We start from the raw sequence: 22,585 nt of genomic DNA, 5'->3' as shown, positions 1-22,585 counted from the left end.
GCTATTTTATTCAATAGAAGGAAACGATTTCATCAAATGTGTTATACTAATTAATTAGTTGTGACACACGATTGAGTGTGATAAAATATGACGGGTAGAAAACCTTCTTAACACAGAGAGGATGAAATTAGTGGAAACAACTACTAAAGAATTATTAGCGATTAACTCGATTCGGACGCTCTCAATTGATGCGGTCCAAAAAGCGAACTCTGGTCACCCAGGGATGCCGATGGGGGCTGCCCCGATGGCGTTTACACTTTGGACGGATAAAATGCGTCACAACCCGAAAAACCCGAACTGGTTCAACCGTGACCGTTTCGTGCTTTCAGCGGGTCATGGATCGATGCTCTTGTATTCGCTCCTTCACTTGTCTGGCTATGATTTGTCGATGGACGATTTGAAATCATTCCGTCAAATGGACTCGAAGACACCTGGTCACCCTGAATACCGCCACACGGCTGGGGTAGATGCGACAACGGGACCACTTGGACAAGGGATTGCGATGGCTGTCGGGATGGCCATGGCTGAGAAACATTTAGAAGCGACTTACAACCGTGACGAGTTCAACGTCGTTGACCACTATACGTTCGGTATTTGCGGAGACGGAGACTTGATGGAAGGTGTATCTGCTGAGGCGGCTTCACTCGCAGGTCACTTAAAGCTCGGTAAACTCGTCGTTCTTTACGATTCAAACGACATCTCTCTCGATGGCGACCTTCATAAGTCATTCTCTGAAAGCGTAGAAGACCGTTTCAATGCGTACGGATGGCAAGTCATTCGTGTCGAAGATGGAACAGATATTGATTCAATCGCAAAAGCAATCGATGCAGCAAAAGCTGAAACGTCAAAACCGACATTGATCGAAGTGAAAACGGTCATCGGATTCGGTTCACCGAACAAATCAGGTAAATCGGCATCACACGGTGCTCCACTTGGAGATGCTGAAATCGAATTGACGAAACAGTTCTATAAATGGGAAGGCGAGTCATTCTACGTACCAAGCGAAGTATATGACTTGTTTAACGAGAAAGTTGTCGAGCCTGGCGCGAAATATGAGTCAGACTGGAACGAGCTTGTAGAAGCATATAAAGCGGCACACCCAGAACTCGGTGCACAGTTCGAGCGTGCAATGAACAATGAGCTTCCTGAAGGTTGGGATAGCGAGTTGCCGACATTCGAAATCGGTTCGAAAAAAGCAACACGTCAAACGAGCGGTGAAGTGTTGAACGCGATCGCAAAAGCAGTACCGACACTCTTCGGTGGGTCGGCTGACCTTGCCGGGTCGAACAACTCGATGATCAAAGGTGCAGTGGACTTCGATGAAGATCCAGCTGGCCGTAACATCTGGTTCGGGGTTCGTGAGTTCGCGATGGCAGCGGCTGTGAACGGTATGGCCCTTCATGGTGGTGTGCTTCCTTACGGTGCAACGTTCTTCGTCTTCTCGGATTACCTTCGTCCTGCAGTTCGTCTCGCAGCACTTATGGGACTTCCATCAACGTTCATCTTGACGCACGACTCAATCGCAGTCGGTGAAGATGGTCCAACGCACGAGCCGGTCGAGCATTTGATGAGTTTCCGCGCGATGCCGAACCTCTCAGTTCTTCGTCCTGCTGACGGCAAAGAAACGATTGCAGCTTGGAAACAAGCGGTGACATCGAAAACGACTCCTTCACTTCTCGTCTTGACTCGTCAAGCGTTACCAGAACTCGAAGGCACATCTGTTGAAACGGCAGCAAAAGGAGCTTACGTCGTTGCAGGTGAATCGAAAGATGCAGACGTTCTCTTGCTCGGTACAGGTTCAGAAGTACATGTCCTCGTCGAAGCACGTGAGCAACTCGCGTCAGAAGGCGTGAAAGCGGCAGTTGTCTCGATGCCATCATGGGAACTCTTCGAAGCGCAATCTGCAGAATATAAAGAATCTGTCCTTCCATCTTCAGTGACGAAACGCGTATCGCTTGAAGCGGGTGCGACACTTGGATGGTACAAATATGTAGGATTCGGTGGTAAAGTACTCGGAATCGACAAGTTCGGAGCATCTGCACCTGGAGACCTCCTCATGAAAGAGTACGGCATGTCAGTCGACAACGTCGTCAATGCAGTAAAATCACTTTAATCTCAAGTTAGATTGTTGTGACGGCCATTCATTTGGCCGTCACTTTTTTTCTGGACGACTAGCGAAGTTGCGCAATTTAGTGTATAGTAAAAAACGATGTTTCATATGGTAGAGGAGGTAAAGCCTTGAGTACATTATTCTGGATTCTTCTTGTCGTGGCAGCACTCATCGGGGGGATCGCGATCGGATTCTTCATCGCGCGTAAATACATGATGAACTACCTTGAACAGAACCCGCCAATCAATGAAGATATGATTCGTACGTTGATGATGCAGATGGGTCAAAAGCCATCACAGAAGAAAGTCAACCAAGTGATGCGCGCCATGAACGTGCAGATGAAAAACGAAAAGAAATCATAATCAATCACGAAAGCACTTCGGTTACCGAAGTGCTTTTTTGTTTCCTCTTTTTGTTAGACAATCGAACAAACTTTCGCTACGATTAATGAATAATCTTTATCTAAAGACAAAGGGGGGCGTTTCACATTCGTGTATTTAAACAGTTATCTTGGTTTTTGCGTCTTGAGTGGAAGACCTACGCGCTCGGCATTGTCTTACTGATCTTCGTGGCTGGTCTGGAACTGATTCCACCACGCATTATCGGACGGATCGTCGATGAAATCAATCGTGGTTCGCTATCGTCAAACACGCTTTGGTTGTTACTCGGGGGACTTGCCGCCGTTGGGGTTGGGAATTATATCGCTCGCTTCTTTTGGCGCTATTTTATCTTCGGCGCGTCGATTCGACTAGGAAGAATGCTTCGTAGCCAACTATACCGACATTTCACAGATCTTGATCAACGGTTTTATAAAAAATCACGGGTCGGGGATTTGATGGCCCACGCGACAAATGATGTACAAGCCGTATCGATGACGGCGGGGGCGGGGATTTTGACGCTCGTCGATAGCGTGACACTCGGGACGTTCGTCATCATCACGATGATTACGACAATCAGTTGGAAGTTGACGCTCGTCGCTTTGCTACCGTTACCAGTCATGGTCGCTTTGACGACGCGGTATGGAAAGATGTTACATAGCCGATTTGGGGTCGCCCAAGCGGCATTTTCAGAATTGAATGACAAAGTACAGGAAAGTGTCAGTGGCGTCCGTGTCTTAAAGTCGACAGGGGAAGTCGACCGGGATGTGGAATCGTTTGAAAACTTATCGAGTGAGGTCATGGCAAAAAACGTACGAGTCGCGAAGATTGATGCCTTATACGACCCGACCATCTTCGGAATTGTCGGACTCTCTTATATCCTCTCGGTTGGGTATGGAGCCGTCCTGATTGAACAAGGTGAATTGACGATTGGACAGATTGTCAGCTTCACAGCTTATTTGGCACTGTTGACGTGGCCGATGTTAGCCTTTGGATGGTTGTTTAACATCGTGGAGCGAGGTCGCGCGTCTTACGACCGGATTGAGCGAATGCTCGCCGTCAAACCTGAGATTCAAGACGACCGCATGGCTGCGACGACGCTCTCTCATTCAGAGGTGGAAGTCGATATTCGAAACTTCGCCTATGACGAGACCGTTGTGCTCCACAATGTTCATTTTCGGATTGAACGTGGAAAAACAATCGGGATTGTCGGCAGAACAGGTGCGGGGAAGACAACAATTGTCCGTCTGTTGACACGTGAGTATGACGTGAAAGATGGAAAGATTACAATCGGCGGGATCAACATCCGCCAAGTGAAAAAATCGCTTCTGATGGATAAGATTGCGGTCGTACCACAAGACCACTTTTTATTCTCGGATTCGATTGCGAATAACATCGCGTTCGGAAGGCCTGAAGCGAGCATGGAAGAAATCATCGAGGCGGCGAAAGTCGCTGAAGTACATGAAGATATCATTCGTCTTCCAGAAGGATATGCGACACTCGTCGGTGAACGTGGAGTCACATTATCAGGAGGGCAGAAACAACGGATTTCCATCGCGCGGGCGCTCATGACAGCGGCGGATGTATTGATCTTAGATGATGCGTTATCTGCGGTCGATGCGAAAACGGAAGAGTCGATTATCGAGCATTTCCGAGTCGGCAATCCGGACCAGGCACGCGTCATTGTCGCCCATCGACTTTCCGCCGTGGAGCATGCTGACGAGATTCTCGTGATTGAGGACGGAAATATCATTCAGCGAGGTCGTCATGAGGCATTGCTTCAAGAGACAGGCTGGTATCGAGAGACATATGATCGTCAGCAACTTGAAGCGATTGTGGAAGGAGGTGGACACGATGAAACATGATGTCCAAGAATGGCAAGTCATCAAGCGCCTGCTCAGTTACGCGAAACGGTACGGAAAACCGCTAAGTGTTGCCTTCGTATTTCTTTTGATTGCGACAGGTGCAAAGTTGGCAGGACCGTTTCTAATCAAAGTGTTCATCGATGAATTCGTCACACCGGGTGTCTATTCGACGAACTGGGTCATCGCTCTATTCGCCGTCTATATGGTTCTTCATATATCTGCAATCGTGTTTGATTATCTACAATCGATTTCGTTTCAAAAGATTGCGTTGAAGATTGTCCAAAACATTCGGATGGATATCTTCCGTCATGTCATGGGGATGCGGCTCGCCTATTTTGACCGCACACCAGCGGGCGTCCTTGTATCGCGAATTACGAATGATACGGAGGCGGTAAAAGAGCTCTATGTCGGAGTAATGAGTACGTTCGTTCAGTCCGCTGTTCAGTTGATCGGGACGTATATCTTCCTCTACATCTTGGAGCCGCCGCTCGCGACGATGGGACTCATCCTGTTGCCTCTCTTCTGGCTCATCATTTGGGCGTATCGTCGTTTCTCGACGAAATATTTCGCACAGGTGCGTGATTTGTTGTCACAACTCAACGCCCAGTTGAATGAATCGATCAATGGGATGGGCATCATTCAACAATTTCGTCAAGAAGAGCGTCTCATCCGACAGTTCGAAGAGACGAATGAGGCACATCAGGAGGCACGATATCGTAACTTAAAACTCGATAGCATGTTGCTCCGCCCGATTATCGAATTGCTTCTCGCCTTCTCCATCATCGGTCTGCTTGGTTATTACGGAGTACTCTCGATGAGTGAACAGGTTCAAGTTGGGGTCGTATATGCGTTTATCAGCTATATTGAACGTATTTTCCGTCCGGTGCTTGATATCATGCAACGATTGAGCGAATTTCAACAAGCGGTCGTATCGGCAGACCGTGTCTTTAAAATTTTAGATACGGATGAGCCGGCTCCTGGTAAACAGTTGCCTGGTGAAGCGCACATCACCGAAGGAGAAGTTCGATTCGAAGATGTGACGTTCAGTTATGACGGAGAAGTTGACGTATTAAAACAGATTTCGTTCGTTGCGAAACCTGGAGAGACGGTCGCCCTCGTTGGTCATACGGGGAGCGGAAAAAGTTCAATCATCAATTTATTGACACGATTTTATCCTTATGAATCAGGTCGTATCACGATTGATGGGCAACCGCTCGAACAGTTCGAGGAGCAAGAGCTTCGTCAACAGGTCGGTCTTGTCTTACAAGATCCATTCTTATTTACCGGAACGATTGAAGAGAACTTAAAACTCTTTAATCCGGCCATTGATTCTGAACGCGCGCGGGAGGCTGCGGAATTCGTACAAGCGCATACGTTCATAGAGAAGCTGGACGCTGGCTATGGTCATGTCGTCGGAGAGCGAGGCGCGACGTTCTCGAGCGGAGAACGACAATTGCTCGCCTTTGCCCGTACGGTCGCACGTAATCCGAAAGTACTTATTCTGGATGAAGCGACGAGTTCCATTGATACCGAAACGGAAGAGCGTGTACAGACCGCGCTCGATCGGATGCGCCGTGGTCGGACGACGATTGCAATCGCCCATCGCCTGTCGACGATTCAAGATGCGGATTTAATTTTGGTCTTGCATCGCGGTGAGATTGTGGAACGGGGCAATCATCAACAGTTATTGAAACAAGACGGATTGTACAAAAAGATGTATGAATTACAATCCGGTCAACGTCTGATGTCTTGAATTGGAAAGGATGCCTATTCAGGTATCCTTTTTTCCATGGAAAAAAGCTCGCCACACAAGGTGACGAGCCGTCAAGTTTCAAGAATGAAGCTGATTTTTTTTATGTTTAGATAGGACATGACGAGTGATTAAAGAATCAAGCTCTTGGCTAACTGAAATGACTTCAGGTGAGGTCCAAGAATGCTTTGACGCGATTTTATACAGTTCATCACGTTTTTGTTCAATGGCCTGGTGTAGTGTATCTGCTGCGGTGACTGCCACGTTCGTTCCCCCATCATGTAAAATAGAATATTGTGAACTAGAATATCCAAATCTTAGCACCTCCGTTTACAGATGACAAGTTTCATTTCCATTTCAAAAATTACAAAATGATGTTGGAGTCTGAAAGAAAAGATGCGAGCAATTTAAATAGGTTTTCGCTATAATGGTCGTGAAAGGTGGAAATCGTCATGGAAGTCACATTATGGCTCGCATTTGGGGCGGGCGTCTTATCGTTTTTGTCACCATGTACGCTCCCGTTATATCCGGTTTTTCTTTCGTATATTACAGGGGTTTCCGTATCTGAATTAAAAAATGAAGGATTGAAACAGCGTACAGCTTGGTTCCACACATTTTCTTTCTTGTTTGGATTCTCGATTGTCTTTCTTGTCCTCGGGTTATCGACCTCATTGCTTGCAGACGTCTTTATCCAATATAAGGACAGTCTACGCATGATCGGCGCCATCTTGATTTTCGTATTTGGTGTCTTTTTAGCAGGTCTATGGCAACCAGAGTTCATGATGCGTGAAAAGAAAATGAATATCGGCGAAAGAAAAAGCGGATATTTCGGAACTGTATTAATTGGGATTGGATTTGCAGCCGGCTGGACACCTTGTACGGGTCCGATTTTAGCGGGTGTGATTGCACTGGCCGCCACTAACCCGAGTCAAGGTCTTGGTTATATGTTGGCGTACATCATCGGTTTCGCCATTCCCTTCCTTGTAATGGTGGCGTTTGTAGGTAAAATTAAGTACTTAGCGCGAAACAGTGCAAAAGTTGCAAAAGTCGGGGGCTATTTGATGATGGCGTTCGGCGTACTATTATATTTTGACGGTATGAATCGGTTCGCTGCTTGGATGAGCGAACTTGTCGGATTCACCGGATTTTAAGGAGTTGACCGAGATGTCAATGTTATGGGGATCAACTCTCATCGCGTTATTCATGGGGATCGTGGCAAGCTTCGTACGTGTGAAAGCCTCTGCGAAACCGACCAATGCAAAAAAAATCTTAATCCCACCGCTTGCGATGTCAACGGGAATGATTCAATTTTTGATTCCCGCGTTTCGCCTGACATGGGTGGAGGTCGCTGAGGCACTCGCGGTAGGATTGATTTTCAGCCTGTTCTTAATCAAGACTTCTAATTTTGAAAAACGGGACGGTGAAGTCTATCTGTCACGATCGAAAGCATTTTTCATCGTTGTCTTTGCACTTCTTGCCATTCGTACAGCGATGAAAGTGTGGATTGGACACGATGTCGATCTCTTTTCTACAGGCGGACTGTTTTATTTGATTGCCTGGGGGATGATTGTACCTTGGCGAATCGCCATGTATCAAAAATATAAACGAATCGTTACCGCATAAAAATGGAGTGGCCATGAGCCACTCCATTTTTATTGTTCGGTAGTAACGGCAACTTCTGTCTCGGCATCAATTCCTGTGTTCGCCTTGACGAGTATGCGCTCGTAATTCCCTGAAACTTCATCCGATTTCGAGAGATACGTACCGACTATGGCAGCGATAAAGCCGAGCGGAATTGATACAATCCCAGGATTCGATAATGGGAATAGGGCTTCTCCAACAAAGATGGCTGACCCATCTGGTGCCCAAAGGTTCGGGCTGAGTGCGACTAGAATTAACGAAGAGAATAGACCGACAACCATTCCCCAAATCGCACCACCTGTATTGAAGCGTCTCCAGAAAATTGTGAAGAGAATAACGGGCAAGTTCGCACTCGCTGCAACAGCGAAGGCGAGAGAAACAAGAAATGCCACGTTCATCGATTGAGCGAAGAAGGCAAGCCCCATCGAGACGAGTGCGACTGCTACAGATGCAATTCGAGCAGCTTTCACTTGCTCTTTCTCGGTTGCTTCTCCTTTTCGGATAATATGACCGTAAAAGTCATGAGCGAATGCGGAAGCCGCAGATAAGACGAGGCCAGCCACGACAGCAAGAATCGTAGCAAATGCAATAGCGGCAACGAAGGCAAACAAAAGATCACCACCAAGTGCTTGAGCAAGAAGAGGAGCCGCCATATTACCTGCAGGGTTAGCAGCAAGGATGGCATCTCGTCCGACAAATGCGGCAGCACCGAAACCTAAGAAGATTGTGAGGATATAAAATGCTCCGATAATCCAAGTTGCATAGACGACTGATTGACGTGCGGTTGGCGCATCTTTGACGGTAAAGAAGCGAATTAGGATATGCGGAAGTCCTGCTGTACCAAGAACGAGTGCCATATTCAAGGAAATCGTATCAAGAGGGAGCTTGAACTTGTTCCCAGGATTCAAGAAGTCACTACCAAGTGGTGTCGCTTTACTGACTTCACTGAACATCGTCGCAATTGAGAAATCGAATCGTGCGAACACTAAAAATGAGATAATGGCCGTTCCAATCATCAGCAACACGGCTTTTGTGATTTGAACCCACGAAGTGGCCGTCATCCCGCCGAAAACGACATAGACCGTCATTAAGATCCCAACGACGACGACACTTGTCGTATAAGGGATTCCGAGTAACAGCTCAATCAAGGCACCTGCTCCGACCAGTTGAGCGATCATATAAAAGATAGAGATGACAATGGCATTCATCGCGGCGACACCACGTACCCTTGGCTTGTTGAAACGTGCCGCAATCATATCGGCCATCGTATATTTTCCGAGATTTCGTAACGGCTCAGCAACGAGATAAAGTACGACGAGATACGCTACGAGAAATCCGATTGAATAAAAGAAGCCGTCGAATCCAGCGAGTGCAATCATGCCTGCGATTCCAAGGAACGATGCGGCGGACATATAGTCACCTGCAATAGCGAGACCGTTTTGAAAACCGGTCAAACCGCCGTCTGCCGTATAAAAATCACTAGCAGTTTTCGTTTTTCGTGCTGCAAAATATGTAATCACAAGTGTGAGTCCGACAATTGCGGTAAAGAGACCGATGGCTGTCCAATTCATGATTTCACCTCTTCTTTTAATTGTTGGACGAGCGCATCAAAGCGCCGGGCACGGCGACTGTACAGTACACAAAGTGTCCAAGTCATGATGAACTGAGAAAAGGCGAACGCCCAAGCCCAAGTGATGTCTCCAATGAGCGGCGTATTTAAAATAGTCGTATAGCTTGTCAAAATAGGGAGTGTGAAATAGAACAATAGTGAAAAAATAATGGCTGGGACGATGAAGCGATTTTTTTCACGCATCAGTCGATGAAACGTCTCGTGTTCGGTGATCGAGTGAGCGGAATGGTGACTCGTCGTCTGTGCTGATTGTGTGACATCATGCATAATGATTCCTCCTAATCTACAAGATAGATTTATTATGCGGTGTGAAAATAAGGAGAGTCATGCCTTTTTTTTATGTCGAACTGAGAGAAATTATATCAATATTGGTCATACCAATTTATTGTAAGCGTTTTCAATATTGTCTAAAAATTGAACGTTATTTTGATATTATAAATAGTAAAATAAAAGGTACTTTTTACCTATTAGGCAAATCGCACAATTCGACAAATAAAAAACTCTATCTGAATGAGATAGAGTCTACTGCTGAAAATAATGTTCATAAGGTGTCCAATCAATCTGTTCTTCAGATAACGCCTTTTTTAAAAATTTGTGGTCTCGCTTTGGTGTTGCGGCAATATACCCTTTGACGACAAGTTCCGTTGTCATTTTTTTCGCACGCGATTCGAGTGCGAACTGACCAATCTTTCCTGCTATTTTTCGGATGGCGACGTCACGGAACAATTCGGGAACCGGCGAGACGAGCCGATCTAAAAGCGTCCGTGTTTCTGGCGTCCACAGGTGCCGGGTTCTCTCTATATAATCATCTTCAATGTCAAGTAGGGAACGTCCATCTTCTTTCGGCATACGTTTTAAAAACTTGCGAAACATGAAGTACCCGCCAATCGTCATGAGACCAATCATGACGAATCCCCAGAATACAATGAAATACATCATCCAGTTTTCTGGCATCGTCTTTCCCCCGTTCTATTCTTTCACTTGCTATCAACGTTAGTATACAAAAAAGAATCCATTTGCAAAAGGCGCACGTCTCGTTAGGATAGACGAACTCAATCGATTTCGATAGAATAGATAGCGTTGCTACGAGAATAAGCATGAACTGAGTCGAGAAAGGAAAGGTCTATCTTATATGAGCCAATTGAAACAAGAAGTCGAGAGACGTCGAATATTCGGCATCATCTCTCACCCGGATGCGGGTAAGACGACATTAACAGAGAAATTACTTTTGCACGGTGGTGCGATTCGTGAAGCCGGTACGGTCAAGGCACGCAAAAATTCAAAGCACGCCAAATCAGACTGGATGGAAATTGAGAAACAACGTGGAATCTCAGTTACATCGTCTGTCATGCAATTCATCTATCAAGACAAAGTCGTATCCATTATGGATACACCAGGACACAACGATTTTGGAGAAGACACGTATCGCGTGTTGACATCGGTCGATAGCGCGGTCATGGTCATCGATGCCGCGAAAGGGATCGAGACGCAGACGAAAAAGCTATTCCAAGTTTGTCGGATGCGCGGAATCCCAATCTTTACGTTCATGAACAAGTTGGACCGTCAGGCGAAAGACCCGCTTGAACTAATGGAAGAGCTTGAGGAAGTACTCGGCATGCCTTCTGTTGCCATCACATGGCCAATCGGGAGCGGGATGCAGTTCGAGGGCGTCTATGACCGAATGAAAAATGAAGTTCATTTGTTCCGCGGAGACAAGTCGACACTTCAACTAAGTGAGGACGGGGTAAATGATCCGGTGCTCGCTGATCATCTTTCTGAAGAGAACTTGACGAATCTTCGTGATGAGATCGACCTCCTCGACGGAGCAGGGAATGAGATTGATGTGGAAGCGATTCAAAGCGGTAAATTGACGCCGGTATTCTTCGGAACGGCGCTCGTTGACTTTGGTGTGACTGCGTTCTTGAATCATTATTTGGAGATGTCTCCGGCTCCAGAGGCACGTAAATCGAACGTCGGCCCAATCAATCCGACATCGGAAGATTTCAGTGGGTTCGTCTTTAAGATTCAAGCGAACATGAACCCAGCGCACCGTGACCGAATCGCATTCGTCCGAATCTGTTCAGGTGTGTTCGAGCGTGGGATGGATGTGACGCTCACCCGGACCGGGAAGAAAATTAAATTGAGCCAGTCGACTCAACTCATGGCCAATGATCGTGAAACGGTCGACCAAGCGTTCGCCGGTGATGTTATTGGAATCTATGACTCTGGGACGTATCAAATCGGGGATACGATCACGACATCGAAGCAAAAGATTGCCTTTGAAGCATTGCCGACATTCCCACCTGAGTTATTCATGCGTGTATCACCTGTCAACTCGCTCAAGTCGAAACACTTCCACAAAGGTGTGGAGCAACTTGCCCAAGAAGGAGCAATCCAAGTTTATCGCAACGAATACAATGAGATTTATCTCGGTGCGGTCGGCCAACTCCAGTTCGAAGTGTTTGAATATCGTTTGAACAATGAGTATGGCGTGGACATCCGGATGGAACCTGTATCATACAGCGTTGCACGTTGGGTCAAAGACAAGGAATTGAAGGCGTTGAAACCATTCCAAGATTCACGTAACATGCTCGTTACGGACCGCTGGGAGCGCCCGGTATTCCTGTTCGCGAACGAGTTCACGTACGAGCGGTTCGCAGAACGTCACGCTGACGATTTGACGCTCGTAGAGGCTTTAGATGTCAACGAAGAGATTGGAACGGAAGAATAAGCAAGGAGCACCTCATTTTTGAGGTGTTTTTTATTGTTCGGAGAAGGTTTTAGATGATGATAAGTTTTACTTATGACTAATTTGTGACGGAATGTATTTTACGTCACGCTATACTTGTATTATGATAAATATGTGAAAAGTAAGCGATTACGCATTGTCGTGTGGTCGGCGCTTTCAAAAAGGGGGAAATTGCAATGGAACAGACGAATGTTTTAGACGCCTTCGCATCTCGGACGACGTTCGAGGCGAACGGGCAATCGTATGATTTTTATCGTTTGAAAAAGTTAGAAGAAGAAGGGTTAACGAACATCAGCCGTTTACCTTATTCGATTCGCGTACTTCTCGAATCGGTACTCCGTCAACAAGACGGTCGCGCGATTACAAAAGAGCATGTCGAGAACTTGGCAAAATGGGGTACTGCCGACGTCTCGAAAGACATTGACGTTCCGTTCAAACCGGCACGTGTTGTTCTTCAAGACTTCACGGGTGTCCCAACGGTCGTAGACCTCGCTTCACTTCGTAAAGCGATGGCGGACCTCGGTGGAGACCCGAACAAAATCAACCCAGAAATCCCTGTCGACCTCGTCGTTGACCACTCTGTTCAAGTAGATGCGTACGGTTTCGCTGGCGCATTGATGAAAAACATGGACATCGAGTTTGAACGTAACGAAGAACGATACAAGTTCTTACGTTGGGCTCAGACGGCATTTGACAACTACCGTGCTGTACCACCGGCAACGGGAATTGTTCACCAAGTAAACTTAGAGTACTTGGCTTCAGTCGTCCTCGAGAAAAATGATGCTGAAGGTACAGTTGCTTATCCGGATTCACTCGTCGGAACGGACTCACATACAACAATGATCAACGGACTCGGTGTTCTCGGTTGGGGCGTTGGAGGAATCGAAGCGGAAGCAAGTATGCTCGGTCAACCATCGTACTTCCCAGTGCCAGAAGTAGTCGGTGTCAAAATCATCGGTGAAGTCAACCCTGGTGTAACAGCGACAGATGTGGCACTCGTCGTAACAGAGATGCTCCGTCATGAAAAAGTTGTCGGGAAGTTCGTCGAATTCTTCGGACCGTCGCTTCATACAATGCCACTTTCAGACCGTGCGACGATTGCAAACATGGCTCCTGAATATGGTGCAACATGTGGATTCTTCCCAGTCGATACAGAGACATTGAACTACATGCGTACAACTGGCCGCTCTGAAGAGTTGATCTCACTCGTTGAGGAATATTCAAAAGCGAACGATCTCTTCTACACGCCAGACCAAGCTGATCCAACATTCACGAAAGTATTGACGCTCGACTTGTCAAAAGTTGAACCTTCACTAGCAGGTCCGAAACGTCCACAAGACCGAATCAATCTCTCAGACGTTCAAACGTCGTTTATCGACAGCTTGAGCGCTCCAGCAGGGAACAGCGGATTTGGACTTGACCGTTCGGAACTTGAGAAGAAGGCGACTGTCAACTATGAAGACGGTGCGGTCGACATGAGCACGGGAGATGTCGCGATTGCTGCCATCACAAGTTGTACGAACACATCAAACCCATACGTCATGGTCGGTGCTGGACTCGTTGCGAAGAAAGCGGTAGAACGTGGTTTGACGGTTCCAAAATACGTGAAGACATCCCTCGCACCAGGTTCGAAAGTCGTAACGGACTATCTCGATAAAGCCGGCTTGACTTCTTACTTGGACGAACTCGGCTTCAATACGGTCGGTTACGGCTGTACGACGTGTATCGGAAACTCAGGTCCACTTGACCGTGAAGTCGAAGAAACAATCACGGATAACGACTTGCTCGTGTCGTCAGTCCTCTCGGGTAACCGTAACTTTGAAGGACGTGTTCACCCGCTCGTGAAAGCGAACTTCTTGGCGTCACCACCACTCGTCGTCGCTTACGCACTCGCAGGGTCAGTCAACTTCGACATCATGAATGATTCGTTCGGTACGGATAAAGATGGAAATGAAGTGTACTTCAAAGACATCTGGCCATCAAACGATGAAATCAAGATGGTTGTACAAGACGTCGTCTCACCTGAAGCGTTCCGTAAAGAGTACGAAACGGTCTTCACTGGTAACGAGCGTTGGAACGCACTCGATGTTCCAGAAGGAAACTTGTACGACTTCTCAGATGAGTCGACATACATCCAAAACCCACCGTTCTTCGAACAACTTGAGCCAGAAGCGGGTGAGGTTCATGCATTGAATGGCTTACGTGTCATCGGTAAGTTCGCGGATTCGGTCACAACTGACCACATTTCGCCTGCGGGATCGTTCTCGAAAACGACACCTGCTGGTCAATACCTCCTTTCAAAAGGGGTAGAACCAATTGACTTCAACTCATACGGTTCACGCCGTGGTAACCATGAAGTCATGATGCGTGGTACGTTTGCGAACATTCGTATTCGTAACCAAGTTGCGCCAGGTACAGAAGGTGGCTTCACAACGTACTGGCCAACTGGTGAAATCATGCCGATGTATGATGCGGCGATGAAGTATAAAGAACAGGGAACAGGACTTGTCGTCCTCGCTGGAAACGATTACGGAATGGGATCATCTCGTGACTGGGCAGCGAAAGGGACAAACCTCCTTGGTATTCGTGCCGTCATCGCACAAAGCTTTGAGCGGATCCACCGTTCAAACCTTGTCATGATGGGTGTCCTCCCGCTTCAGTTTTTAGAAGGTGAATCAGCAGAATCACTCGGATTGACTGGAGAGGAAGCAATCGATATCCAAGTAGACGAGTCGGTTCGTCCACGTGATATCTTAAACGCGAAAGCGACACATGAGAACGGAACGGTGACTGAATTTAAAGTCATCGCACGTTTCGATTCAGAAGTTGAGATCGACTACTATCGTCATGGTGGAATCTTGCAAATGGTTCTCCGTAACAAATTGAAGTAAGTCTCAGACAATCATACCTTCCTTTGAAAAAAGGAAGGTTTTTTTCATGAATATGCAAATTTATGGTGAAAGTTTTAAAGGAATCGGGAACAGGAAGACAGGGAGGGGTGTGCTTATGGAGCGAGAGGAGAAAGGGAAAAGTAGTTGGTGGAGACGTTTGACGCAACAAAAAGAAGTGGAATCCGATCGCGAGATCGATGTGACGCTTTCCGAATTGCGACAAGCCATCCATGAATATGAACAGACGTTACCGAAAGGGGTCAATCGTACCGTCTTGTTAGATGACACGCAAGAAATCGACACCAAACGATTAAAACATCATTTATCCGGTGTCCCGAAACAACGTTTCTATATGTCAAAAGAGACGTTTCATATCGTACCGGAAGAAGAACGAGATGTCATTTATGAGATGGATCAAGTTCAACGTGCCCTCGATTTGTACATGGATGAAGAAAAAAAATTACCGTTGCGAAAATTTCAAGATGCACTACAGCTCGATTTGACTCGATTACGTGAGGGTGGTTATTTAAAGACGTTACCAACGAGACCGTATTATGTGGTGGATGAGACGTTGATTGTATCCCTTGAACCGAAAGAATCAAATTCATGACAAGACACCTATCTGTTTTACAGTAAACGACACATTTGTAGACAGTTAGGGTTGAGACTTGTTTGAAAAGTATGTTAGGGTGGGAAACGTATATGAAAATAGAAAATTAAATAGGAGTGATTTTTCATGGAACGAAAAAGCCGTGTGACGACCGTGTTCGTCGTATCTGCAATCATAACTGGCTTATTCACGATTTGGGGACTCTTCCCTGAAAGTATTTTAGGAAATGCTAGCCTCATCAATGTGACGAGCACATTACAAGGGTGGCTTTCAAACGGGATGGGTTGGTTCTATCTCTTGAGCGCGACTGGTTTCTTACTGGTTGCCATCTTCTTAATCTTTTCACGTTACGGTTCGATTCGTCTCGGAAAAGATACGGACCGACCTGAATTTAGCTATTTGACGTGGTTCGCTATGTTATTCAGCGCGGGGATGGGGATTGGTCTAATCTTCTGGGGAGCAGCAGAGCCGTTGCTTCACTTCCATTCACCACCATTCTCTTCACCGACACCAGAAGGGGACGCACGAACAGCAATGCGCTATGCGTTTTTCCACTGGGGCTTCCATCCGTGGGCCATCTATGCCATGATCGCACTGGCGATTGCCTACTCGACATTTAGAAAAGGACGCCCTGCAACGATTGGGGAAACAATCGGTTCATTAGTACACAATCGTTATGAGCAGCCTGTTAAACAGACGGTAGATATTCTTGCGGTTATCGCGACAGCATTCGGGGTGGCGACATCACTCGGATTTGGTGCTCAACAGATTGCCGGTGGCCTTCATTATCTCATCCCTGGGGTACCGAACGCCTTCATCACACAATTGATCATCATCGCCGTCGTCACAGTCTTCTATATGATTAGTGCTTCAACCGGTCTTGAAAAAGGGATTCGAATCCTGAGTAATACGAATATTTTCCTTGCCATCGTGTTACTTGTCGCGACAATGTTCGCCGGACCGACAGCATTCATTTTCGACTTATTCACACAGACAGTAGGGACATACTTGCAACAACTCCCTGGTATGAGTTTCCGTACCGCTGCATTTGAGCCAGTTGAACGTGAATGGATCAACGGTTGGACGATCTTCTACTGGGCTTGGTGGATTTCATGGTCACCATTCGTCGGAACATTTATCGCCCGTGTCTCAAAAGGACGTACGATTCGTGAGTTTATCATTGGAATCATGCTTGTACCAACGTCATTTGGTCTGTTATGGTTCTCTGTATTTGGTGGATCGGCCATCTGGGCTGACTTGTTCGGTGGCTACGATTTGATTGGTAAAGTAAATGAGATTGGGACTGAAGTTGGGCTGTTTGCCCTCTTTGAAACGTTTGGCGGATTCGGTACTGTGCTCAGTGTCGTCGCCATCTTCTTGATTTCGACTTTCTTTATCACATCTGCCGACTCCGCGACATATGTACTCGGTATGCTTACTTCGAACGGGAAGCTCGTTCCGCCGATGGGAATTAAATTGACTTGGGGTGTCATCCAGTCATCCATCGCTGCCGTACTTCTTTACGCGGGTGGGTTGGATGCGTTACAAGCTGTTGCCATTCTTGCGGCGTTCCCATTCATATTCGTTCTCATCTTTATGATTGTTGCCTTGTTCAAGGACTTGGCCGACGAACCAGATGAGCGAGATAAATGGATTGAAATGCAAAAGAAAGACGACGATAAACTAGGTTAAATCGGGAAGGGTCTCATGGGAGACCCTTTTTTAGTTGAAAATATTTTGATTGTCCTCCTCGCTAGTGTAGGATAGTAAGTGAAGAAACGAGGAGGATAGGCTATGAAACAACAGATAAAAAAACGGTTAAGCTGGGTGATATTGGCCGGCATCCTCATTGTCGGGGCACTACTCGCTTACAATTTCTATGTACTCATGAATTTCAATGCTGGAGAAGAAGAACAGGTCGAACCTTTCTATTCAAATGTCGTCATCAGATACAAGGAGCGTAAACTTCCGAAAGAAGGGGAAGAACTTGAGGAACGAGAATATCTCGTCACGTATGACGAAAACGGGCATTTCGTCTCAGAAGTCGTAACGGGCCCAAACGTTGGCGCCAAAGCAGAATGGGACGGAAAAACGTATTTAGAATTTGACCCGGATGGAGAAGAGATTCTTCGTCAGGAAACTCAATCAGGAGCCGTGGCCCCTCATCCATTCTTATCACGTGCCACGAACGAACAGATCCGTAAATGGTTAGATGATGGAACACTCGGTTCGAGTGAAGGGGAAACAGACATCGTCGGTCGAACGGCACAAGCCTACGTGAAGTCTGAATCTGCCGAGACGGTCCCGGAAGAATGGATTAAAAACTATCCGTCAATTTTTAGTGAAGAAGAGAATAAAGAGACAGTCACATACTATGTCGATGCGCATGAACGAATTTTGCTCGCGGCAGAATCGCGGAATAACGGGAAGTTATTCCATTCGATTCGGATGACATCTTTTGAATCAAGATAATCCGATGGGGAGCAGACATGATGTCGGCTCCCTTGTCGTCTGAAAGGGAGAACAGTATGAAACAAATTCAAGTGGAACAAGTCCAAACGGATTTGACGAACTGGGAAGCTGGAGAAAAGATTGATGAGGCAGCATTGCTATCCTATGCACATTGGTCTCGCGCCACGCATCACCAGGAAGAGTTGATTCGTTCACTTACATTACTTGCGACACACCGTCTCGAACACAAAGGGACAATGGATCCATTGCTCAACCGCTGGGTGAAAGAATTAGAGTCGATGAATGCGTTACCTCCGGAGTTGAGGTTCTTTCAGTTGAATGAACAGTTACGTCGAGCGAAACAGGCGCTTCAAATCGATTGGCCGACACTACGTGAGGCAGATTATGCTTCGATGAAGGTGCAAATTTTGACTGAGTACGAATCGAAGACATCCGCGTTACTCGATCAGCTCGATCAACTTCACGATGAAGTGGAAGCTGCAAAGTCAGATTTGCGTGATTCAGAATGGCGGGGGCAGCTCGAGAATCTGTTTGAGGCAATTATCGAGGCAATGCAGGAGGTCGCCTCCCTTGAGGATGATACAGCTTCCTTATTGGCATCGATGCAAGGAAATTATTTTAGCCGGGAAGCGTTTCGTCGATTCGGGGAACGGGTCGGACTCGTTAAAGAACGACTAGATACGATCTGTGAACTGTTACCGGAACGTAATATCGAAACTCGTTCGAGCGCGATTGAGTCGCTTGAGGAAATGATTGGTCTTGATGATATTAAAGAACGTGTGAAGGCGTGGTATCGTTTTCTCCTATTTCAAAAAGAAAGAGAAAAAGCTGGATTTTCTTCTAAGCACCAGCCTTCTTTACACCTCGTCTTCACTGGAAACCCAGGAACCGGTAAGACGACCTTGGCACGACTCATGGCAGAAATCTATTTTGAACTCGGGCTTCTCAGCCGTCCAGACCTCGTCGAGGCGGATCGGTCTAGCCTAGTTGGCGCGTATGTTGGACAAACAGAAGAGCAAGTGATGAACAAAGTAAAAGAAGCGGAAGGTGGCGTCTTGTTCATTGACGAGGCATATGCGTTGAAGCGACAAGATGCAAGCGGAAGTGATTATGGGCAAGCGGCAATTGATACGCTTGTCGCAGCGATGACGAGTGGGGAATATGCGGGCAAGTTTGTCGTCATTCTAGCAGGTTATCCAGAAGAAATGCGTCATTTTCTATTGGCAAACCCTGGTTTACGTTCACGCTTTCCTGAATCGAATCACTATGAGCTACCGAACTATCGTGATGAGGAATTGGTTGCTATCGGTGAAAAAGTGGCACAGGAGAATAATTATGTGTTGACCGAGGGAGCGAAGCGCGCACTCCTTACTCGAATTGACCGGGAACGGGTCGACTCATCGTTTGGTAACGCCCGTACGGTTCATAATATTTTGCTCGATGCGATGTTCAAAAAAGGATCTCGTTTCGGAGCAGACGCCCCACTCGACGAGATGGCATTATTGACAGAAGAGGATTTCGAGCAGGCTTCGGACGACTCGGGCGAAACTTCCTTAGACGATCTTGTAGGCATGGAAGAGGCGAAAGCACAACTAGCAGAAATCGAAGCACTCGTTGAGATTCAGAAGAGACGGAAGGCGCTCGGCTTAAAAACGGCACCAGTCCAACTTCATATGACACTCACTGGAAACAGTGGGACTGGGAAGACAACATTTGCCTATTTGTATGCTCAGATGTTGAAACGAACAGGTTATTTAAAGCGAGGGCATGTGAATGTCGTCAGTCGTGCGGATTTGGTCAGCGGTTATGTAGGGCAGACAGCTCAAAAAACGAAAGCAGCGATTCGTGATGCGCTCGGTGGGGTCTTACTGATTGATGAGGCGTATAGTCTGAACGGAGGGGCAAACGACTACGGTCGGGAAGCGATTGATACGCTCGTGGATGAGATGCCAAAGCACGGTGAGAACTTGGTGGTTGTCCTTGCAGGATATGAAGGGCCGATGCGCAGATTGATTGAATCGAATCCAGGGCTGAGCAGTCGAATGAAACGAACTATTCATTTCAATGATTATTCTCAGGAACAGTTAGTTGAAATCGCAAAAAACTATGCGAATCAATTTGGGTATGAGATGAATGAAGAGGCGACTGATGCATTGGCGAATCGATTAAGCGATATCCAACATGCGAATGCACGGACGGCCCTCTCCGTCATCGATGAATCGATTGCCCGACAGTCATATCGACTCGTGAATGAAGAAGAGGATGAACTAGCTCTTCAACAATTATTAGTAGTAGATATTAAGAGTAAGTTATAATATACTAGGAGTAGGAAAGAAGGATGATTCAATGCATACGGTTCAAATTCCAGTAAGGTACCAAGAAACGGACATGATGGGAATCGTCTATCATGCCAACTATTTAGTTTATTTAGAAATTGCGCGTACCGAACTGTTGCGACAACTCGGTGTCGAATATAAAGACATGGAAGAGGCGGGATTCGTATCACCCGTCACAAACGTGTCTATGGATTACAAACGAAGCGTAACGTATGGTGATACGGTTCATGTTCGTGTTTGGGTCGATCAATACTCCAAAATCAGAACGATTTATGGTTACGAATTGACGAATCAACACGGAGAACTGGTCGGCACAGCGACGACGACGCACGTAGTCGTCAAACGTGGTGATTTCAAACCGATTCGTCTCGATCGGGAATTCCCGAAATGGCATGAGATGTACTTGAACGTCATGAATCCTGTCTAAGAATCTTCTGTCTTCGTACCGTCAGTATGGTATCATATCTTGACGGTACTTTTTTGTTATCTAGAAAGGGGAAGATCGCATGCGTTATCCATCACTTTTGATGGTTTGCGGCGCCTTGACGTTCATGTTAGCCGGTTGTACCACAAACGAGCAAGTTGAACCGAAAGAACCAACGACACAGTCATCAACTATAGATGAACCAGAGACTGAACCAAATGAAACGAATGTTAATCAGGAAGATGTAGGGGACGTGGAGTCACCTACTGAAGAAGAACCTACAGAGGATGCGCCAATAGCTGAACAACCAACAGGACCTGCAGAAGAAGAGCCTGCGACAGCTGCTCAACCGATTGAGGTAAATGGAATGGCTAATTTGGATTTAGATGAATTGATTCTAGTAAACAAGCAAATTGCATTGCCTTCTGATTACCAACCAAGCGATTTGGTGGAAGCGAAAATTGATTTTGTCGATTCAACAGTCGGCGAACGTCGAATGTTACGAAAAGAAGCGGCACGCGCAATTGAAGCATTAATGAAAGGTGCGAAAGCGGACGGAATCGATTTAAAAGGGACGAGTGCGTTTCGTTCTTACGATTATCAAGTCAACCTATTCAATGCATATGTCGAACGGGACGGAAAAGAGCAAGCTATGAAATATTCCGCACCGCCTGGCCATTCGGAACATCAAACAGGTCTTGCCATTGACGTATCGAGTGCCTCAGTGAATTATCAACTCACTCAAAATCTGGGTGAGATGGTTGAGGGCAAATGGCTAGCGGATCATGCACATGAGTATGGTTTTATCATTCGTTATCAGAAAGCGTTTGAGAATGAGACCGAATATATGTATGAGCCGTGGCATTTACGGTATATCGGTATTGAGCATGCGAAACGAGTGCATGAATTGAATCAGCCATATGATCGGTATATTGCAGAATTTATGAAGTAAGGGGTATTGCGATGCCATATATGACAGAAATTTTGATTGTGATTTTAAGCTATTTACTCGGGTCCATTCCATTTGCACTCATCATCGGAAAGCTCGGATATCGAGTGGATGTGCGTGAACATGGGAGCGGCAACCTCGGGACGACGAATACGTTCCGTGTCCTTGGAAAGAAGGCTGGCATCTTGGTCCTCCTCGGCGACATGGGAAAGGGTCTTATCGCCGCCTTATTGCCGCTGCTATTTGGAAGTGAGATGAGCTTGCTTCTCGCCGGGATTCCGGCTGTGATTGGTCATTCTTATCCGATCTTTGCGAAATTCAAAGGCGGGAAATCGGTCGCAACGAGCGGTGGCGTTCTGTTGGCCGCGTTCCCTTGGTTCTTTGTCGTCGTTGTTGGAACATTTATCATAACGCTATTGATTTCGCGCATGGTATCCCTCTCCTCGATGGCTGCTGCAGTTGTGGGGCTCATCACGGCGACGACATACAGTTTGCTGACGAAAGACTGGTTACCACTCATTGTCATCGTACCTTTGGCATTATTCATCATCATTAAACATCGTACGAATTGGCAACGTATTCGAGCGGGAGAAGAACCGAAAGTTCCACTTTTTCAAAACAAGACGAAATGAGAATGGAGAGGTACGTCAAAGATGACGTGCCTTTTTTTGTGCATTGTCGTTGATTTACACAAAAAAGAAACAAAAACATGTTGGATTTGCTCGTTCTTTACTTTCAATTTACGTTAAATTTACATGCGTTCGTTACACTAGAAAAGGAA

General features: G+C 46.5%; 19 protein-coding genes. 15 read left to right on the top strand and 4 right to left on the bottom strand.

Annotated features, from left to right (window positions below; genetic code table 11):
- Positions 1-121: 121 nt before the first annotated feature.
- The 4 genes from tkt to KNO94_RS02975 all read left to right on the top strand — a co-directional run bounded on the left by tkt (position 122) and on the right by KNO94_RS02975 (position 6,105).
- Entirely contained in the window at positions 122-2,113 is a 1,992-nt protein-coding gene (gene tkt, locus KNO94_RS02990; protein WP_214777389.1) for a transketolase, read from the top strand.
- Between the two features lie 125 nt (positions 2,114-2,238).
- The gene (locus KNO94_RS02985; RefSeq protein WP_012726454.1) at positions 2,239-2,472 is read left to right on the top strand and encodes a YneF family protein; all 234 of its coding nucleotides are present in this window, start codon (positions 2,239-2,241) and stop codon (positions 2,470-2,472) included.
- A gap of 125 nt (positions 2,473-2,597) precedes the next feature.
- On the top strand, positions 2,598-4,352 hold the full coding sequence (locus KNO94_RS02980; protein WP_214777624.1) for an ABC transporter transmembrane domain-containing protein: 1,755 nt from the start codon (positions 2,598-2,600) through the stop codon (positions 4,350-4,352).
- Entirely contained in the window at positions 4,342-6,105 is a 1,764-nt protein-coding gene (locus KNO94_RS02975; RefSeq protein WP_214777387.1) for an ABC transporter ATP-binding protein, read from the top strand. Before KNO94_RS02980 ends, KNO94_RS02975 begins: the two co-directional genes overlap by 11 nt.
- A gap of 78 nt (positions 6,106-6,183) precedes the next feature.
- Here KNO94_RS02975 and KNO94_RS02970 read toward each other — a convergent pair whose 3' ends face one another.
- Positions 6,184-6,366, bottom strand: coding sequence for an aspartyl-phosphate phosphatase Spo0E family protein (locus KNO94_RS02970; RefSeq protein WP_214740883.1), 183 nt, complete (start codon positions 6,364-6,366; stop codon positions 6,184-6,186).
- A gap of 188 nt (positions 6,367-6,554) precedes the next feature.
- Between KNO94_RS02970 and KNO94_RS02965 the strand changes: the two genes are divergently transcribed.
- On the top strand, positions 6,555-7,253 hold the full coding sequence (locus KNO94_RS02965; RefSeq protein WP_214777385.1) for a cytochrome c biogenesis CcdA family protein: 699 nt from the start codon (positions 6,555-6,557) through the stop codon (positions 7,251-7,253).
- Positions 7,254-7,272: 19 nt separating this feature from the next.
- Positions 7,273-7,725: a CcdC family protein gene (locus tag KNO94_RS02960; protein ID WP_214742379.1), complete on the top strand. Its 453-nt coding sequence runs from the start codon at positions 7,273-7,275 to the stop codon at positions 7,723-7,725.
- Positions 7,726-7,754: 29 nt separating this feature from the next.
- Here KNO94_RS02960 and KNO94_RS02955 read toward each other — a convergent pair whose 3' ends face one another.
- The 3 genes from KNO94_RS02955 to KNO94_RS02945 all read right to left on the bottom strand — a co-directional run bounded on the left by KNO94_RS02955 (position 7,755) and on the right by KNO94_RS02945 (position 10,327).
- Positions 7,755-9,314, bottom strand: coding sequence for a solute symporter family protein (locus KNO94_RS02955; protein WP_214740879.1), 1,560 nt, complete (start codon positions 9,312-9,314; stop codon positions 7,755-7,757).
- Positions 9,311-9,640, bottom strand: a complete 330-nt coding sequence (locus KNO94_RS02950; protein ID WP_214777383.1) for a DUF485 domain-containing protein — start codon at positions 9,638-9,640, stop codon at positions 9,311-9,313. Before KNO94_RS02950 ends, KNO94_RS02955 begins: the two co-directional genes overlap by 4 nt.
- Positions 9,641-9,895: 255 nt before the next feature.
- Entirely contained in the window at positions 9,896-10,327 is a 432-nt protein-coding gene (locus tag KNO94_RS02945) for a DUF2621 domain-containing protein (protein ID WP_214740875.1), read from the bottom strand.
- A 178-nt stretch (positions 10,328-10,505) separates the two neighbouring features.
- Here KNO94_RS02945 and KNO94_RS02940 point away from each other — a divergent pair, with 178 nt between their 5' ends.
- From KNO94_RS02940 to plsY, 9 genes are all read left to right on the top strand, one after another.
- Positions 10,506-12,104: a peptide chain release factor 3 gene (locus tag KNO94_RS02940; protein WP_074033192.1), complete on the top strand. Its 1,599-nt coding sequence runs from the start codon at positions 10,506-10,508 to the stop codon at positions 12,102-12,104.
- Positions 12,105-12,298: 194 nt separating this feature from the next.
- The gene (gene acnA, locus KNO94_RS02935; RefSeq protein ID WP_214777381.1) at positions 12,299-15,013 is read left to right on the top strand and encodes an aconitate hydratase AcnA; all 2,715 of its coding nucleotides are present in this window, start codon (positions 12,299-12,301) and stop codon (positions 15,011-15,013) included.
- 46 nt (positions 15,014-15,059) lie between these two features.
- Positions 15,060-15,623 carry a DUF3939 domain-containing protein gene (locus tag KNO94_RS02930; protein ID WP_251125770.1) on the top strand — a complete coding sequence of 188 codons (564 nt, stop codon included), beginning with the start codon at positions 15,060-15,062 and terminating at the stop codon, positions 15,621-15,623.
- 126 nt (positions 15,624-15,749) lie between these two features.
- On the top strand, positions 15,750-17,315 hold the full coding sequence (locus KNO94_RS02925; protein ID WP_214777379.1) for a BCCT family transporter: 1,566 nt from the start codon (positions 15,750-15,752) through the stop codon (positions 17,313-17,315).
- 102 nt (positions 17,316-17,417) lie between these two features.
- Positions 17,418-18,095: a hypothetical protein gene (locus KNO94_RS02920; RefSeq protein WP_214777377.1), complete on the top strand. Its 678-nt coding sequence runs from the start codon at positions 17,418-17,420 to the stop codon at positions 18,093-18,095.
- Between the two features lie 56 nt (positions 18,096-18,151).
- Entirely contained in the window at positions 18,152-20,410 is a 2,259-nt protein-coding gene (locus KNO94_RS02915; RefSeq protein WP_214777375.1) for an AAA family ATPase, read from the top strand.
- Positions 20,411-20,441: 31 nt separating this feature from the next.
- On the top strand, positions 20,442-20,858 hold the full coding sequence (locus KNO94_RS02910) for an acyl-CoA thioesterase (protein WP_012726439.1): 417 nt from the start codon (positions 20,442-20,444) through the stop codon (positions 20,856-20,858).
- 79 nt (positions 20,859-20,937) lie between these two features.
- Complete coding sequence (locus KNO94_RS02905; RefSeq protein WP_214777373.1) at positions 20,938-21,807, top strand: M15 family metallopeptidase; 870 nt, start codon at positions 20,938-20,940, stop codon at positions 21,805-21,807.
- 11 nt (positions 21,808-21,818) lie between these two features.
- Positions 21,819-22,436 (top strand): glycerol-3-phosphate 1-O-acyltransferase PlsY, encoded by a 618-nt coding sequence (plsY, locus tag KNO94_RS02900; RefSeq protein WP_483299161.1) that lies wholly within the window; start codon positions 21,819-21,821, stop codon positions 22,434-22,436.
- Positions 22,437-22,585 lie beyond the last annotated feature (149 nt).

This window comes from Exiguobacterium sp. s22 (assembly GCF_018617455.1).
Lineage (GTDB): Bacteria > Bacillota > Bacilli > Exiguobacteriales > Exiguobacteriaceae > Exiguobacterium.
Note: the sequence above shows the minus strand (reverse complement) of the source record. Positions and strands in the feature narration are given on the sequence as shown.

What these genes read in the sequence shown, in the direction of transcription:
- KNO94_RS02975 (WP_214777387.1), top strand. Translation starts at nt 4,342, where the DNA reads ATGAAACATGATGTCCAAGAATGGCAAGTCATCAAGCGCCTGCTCAGT.
- KNO94_RS02925 (WP_214777379.1), top strand. Translation starts at nt 15,750, where the DNA reads ATGGAACGAAAAAGCCGTGTGACGACCGTGTTCGTCGTATCTGCAATC.
- KNO94_RS02955 (WP_214740879.1), bottom strand. Translation starts at nt 9,314, where the DNA reads ATGAATTGGACAGCCATCGGTCTCTTTACCGCAATTGTCGGACTCACA.
- KNO94_RS02950 (WP_214777383.1), bottom strand. Translation starts at nt 9,640, where the DNA reads ATGCATGATGTCACACAATCAGCACAGACGACGAGTCACCATTCCGCT.
- KNO94_RS02965 (WP_214777385.1), top strand. Translation starts at nt 6,555, where the DNA reads ATGGAAGTCACATTATGGCTCGCATTTGGGGCGGGCGTCTTATCGTTT.
- plsY (WP_483299161.1), top strand. Translation starts at nt 21,819, where the DNA reads ATGCCATATATGACAGAAATTTTGATTGTGATTTTAAGCTATTTACTC.
- KNO94_RS02910 (WP_012726439.1), top strand. Translation starts at nt 20,442, where the DNA reads ATGCATACGGTTCAAATTCCAGTAAGGTACCAAGAAACGGACATGATG.
- KNO94_RS02960 (WP_214742379.1), top strand. Translation starts at nt 7,273, where the DNA reads ATGTTATGGGGATCAACTCTCATCGCGTTATTCATGGGGATCGTGGCA.
- KNO94_RS02945 (WP_214740875.1), bottom strand. Translation starts at nt 10,327, where the DNA reads ATGCCAGAAAACTGGATGATGTATTTCATTGTATTCTGGGGATTCGTC.
- KNO94_RS02915 (WP_214777375.1), top strand. Translation starts at nt 18,152, where the DNA reads ATGAAACAAATTCAAGTGGAACAAGTCCAAACGGATTTGACGAACTGG.
- KNO94_RS02905 (WP_214777373.1), top strand. Translation starts at nt 20,938, where the DNA reads ATGCGTTATCCATCACTTTTGATGGTTTGCGGCGCCTTGACGTTCATG.
- KNO94_RS02930 (WP_251125770.1), top strand. Translation starts at nt 15,060, where the DNA reads ATGAATATGCAAATTTATGGTGAAAGTTTTAAAGGAATCGGGAACAGG.
- tkt (WP_214777389.1), top strand. Translation starts at nt 122, where the DNA reads ATGAAATTAGTGGAAACAACTACTAAAGAATTATTAGCGATTAACTCG.
- acnA (WP_214777381.1), top strand. Translation starts at nt 12,299, where the DNA reads ATGGAACAGACGAATGTTTTAGACGCCTTCGCATCTCGGACGACGTTC.
- KNO94_RS02940 (WP_074033192.1), top strand. Translation starts at nt 10,506, where the DNA reads ATGAGCCAATTGAAACAAGAAGTCGAGAGACGTCGAATATTCGGCATC.
- KNO94_RS02920 (WP_214777377.1), top strand. Translation starts at nt 17,418, where the DNA reads ATGAAACAACAGATAAAAAAACGGTTAAGCTGGGTGATATTGGCCGGC.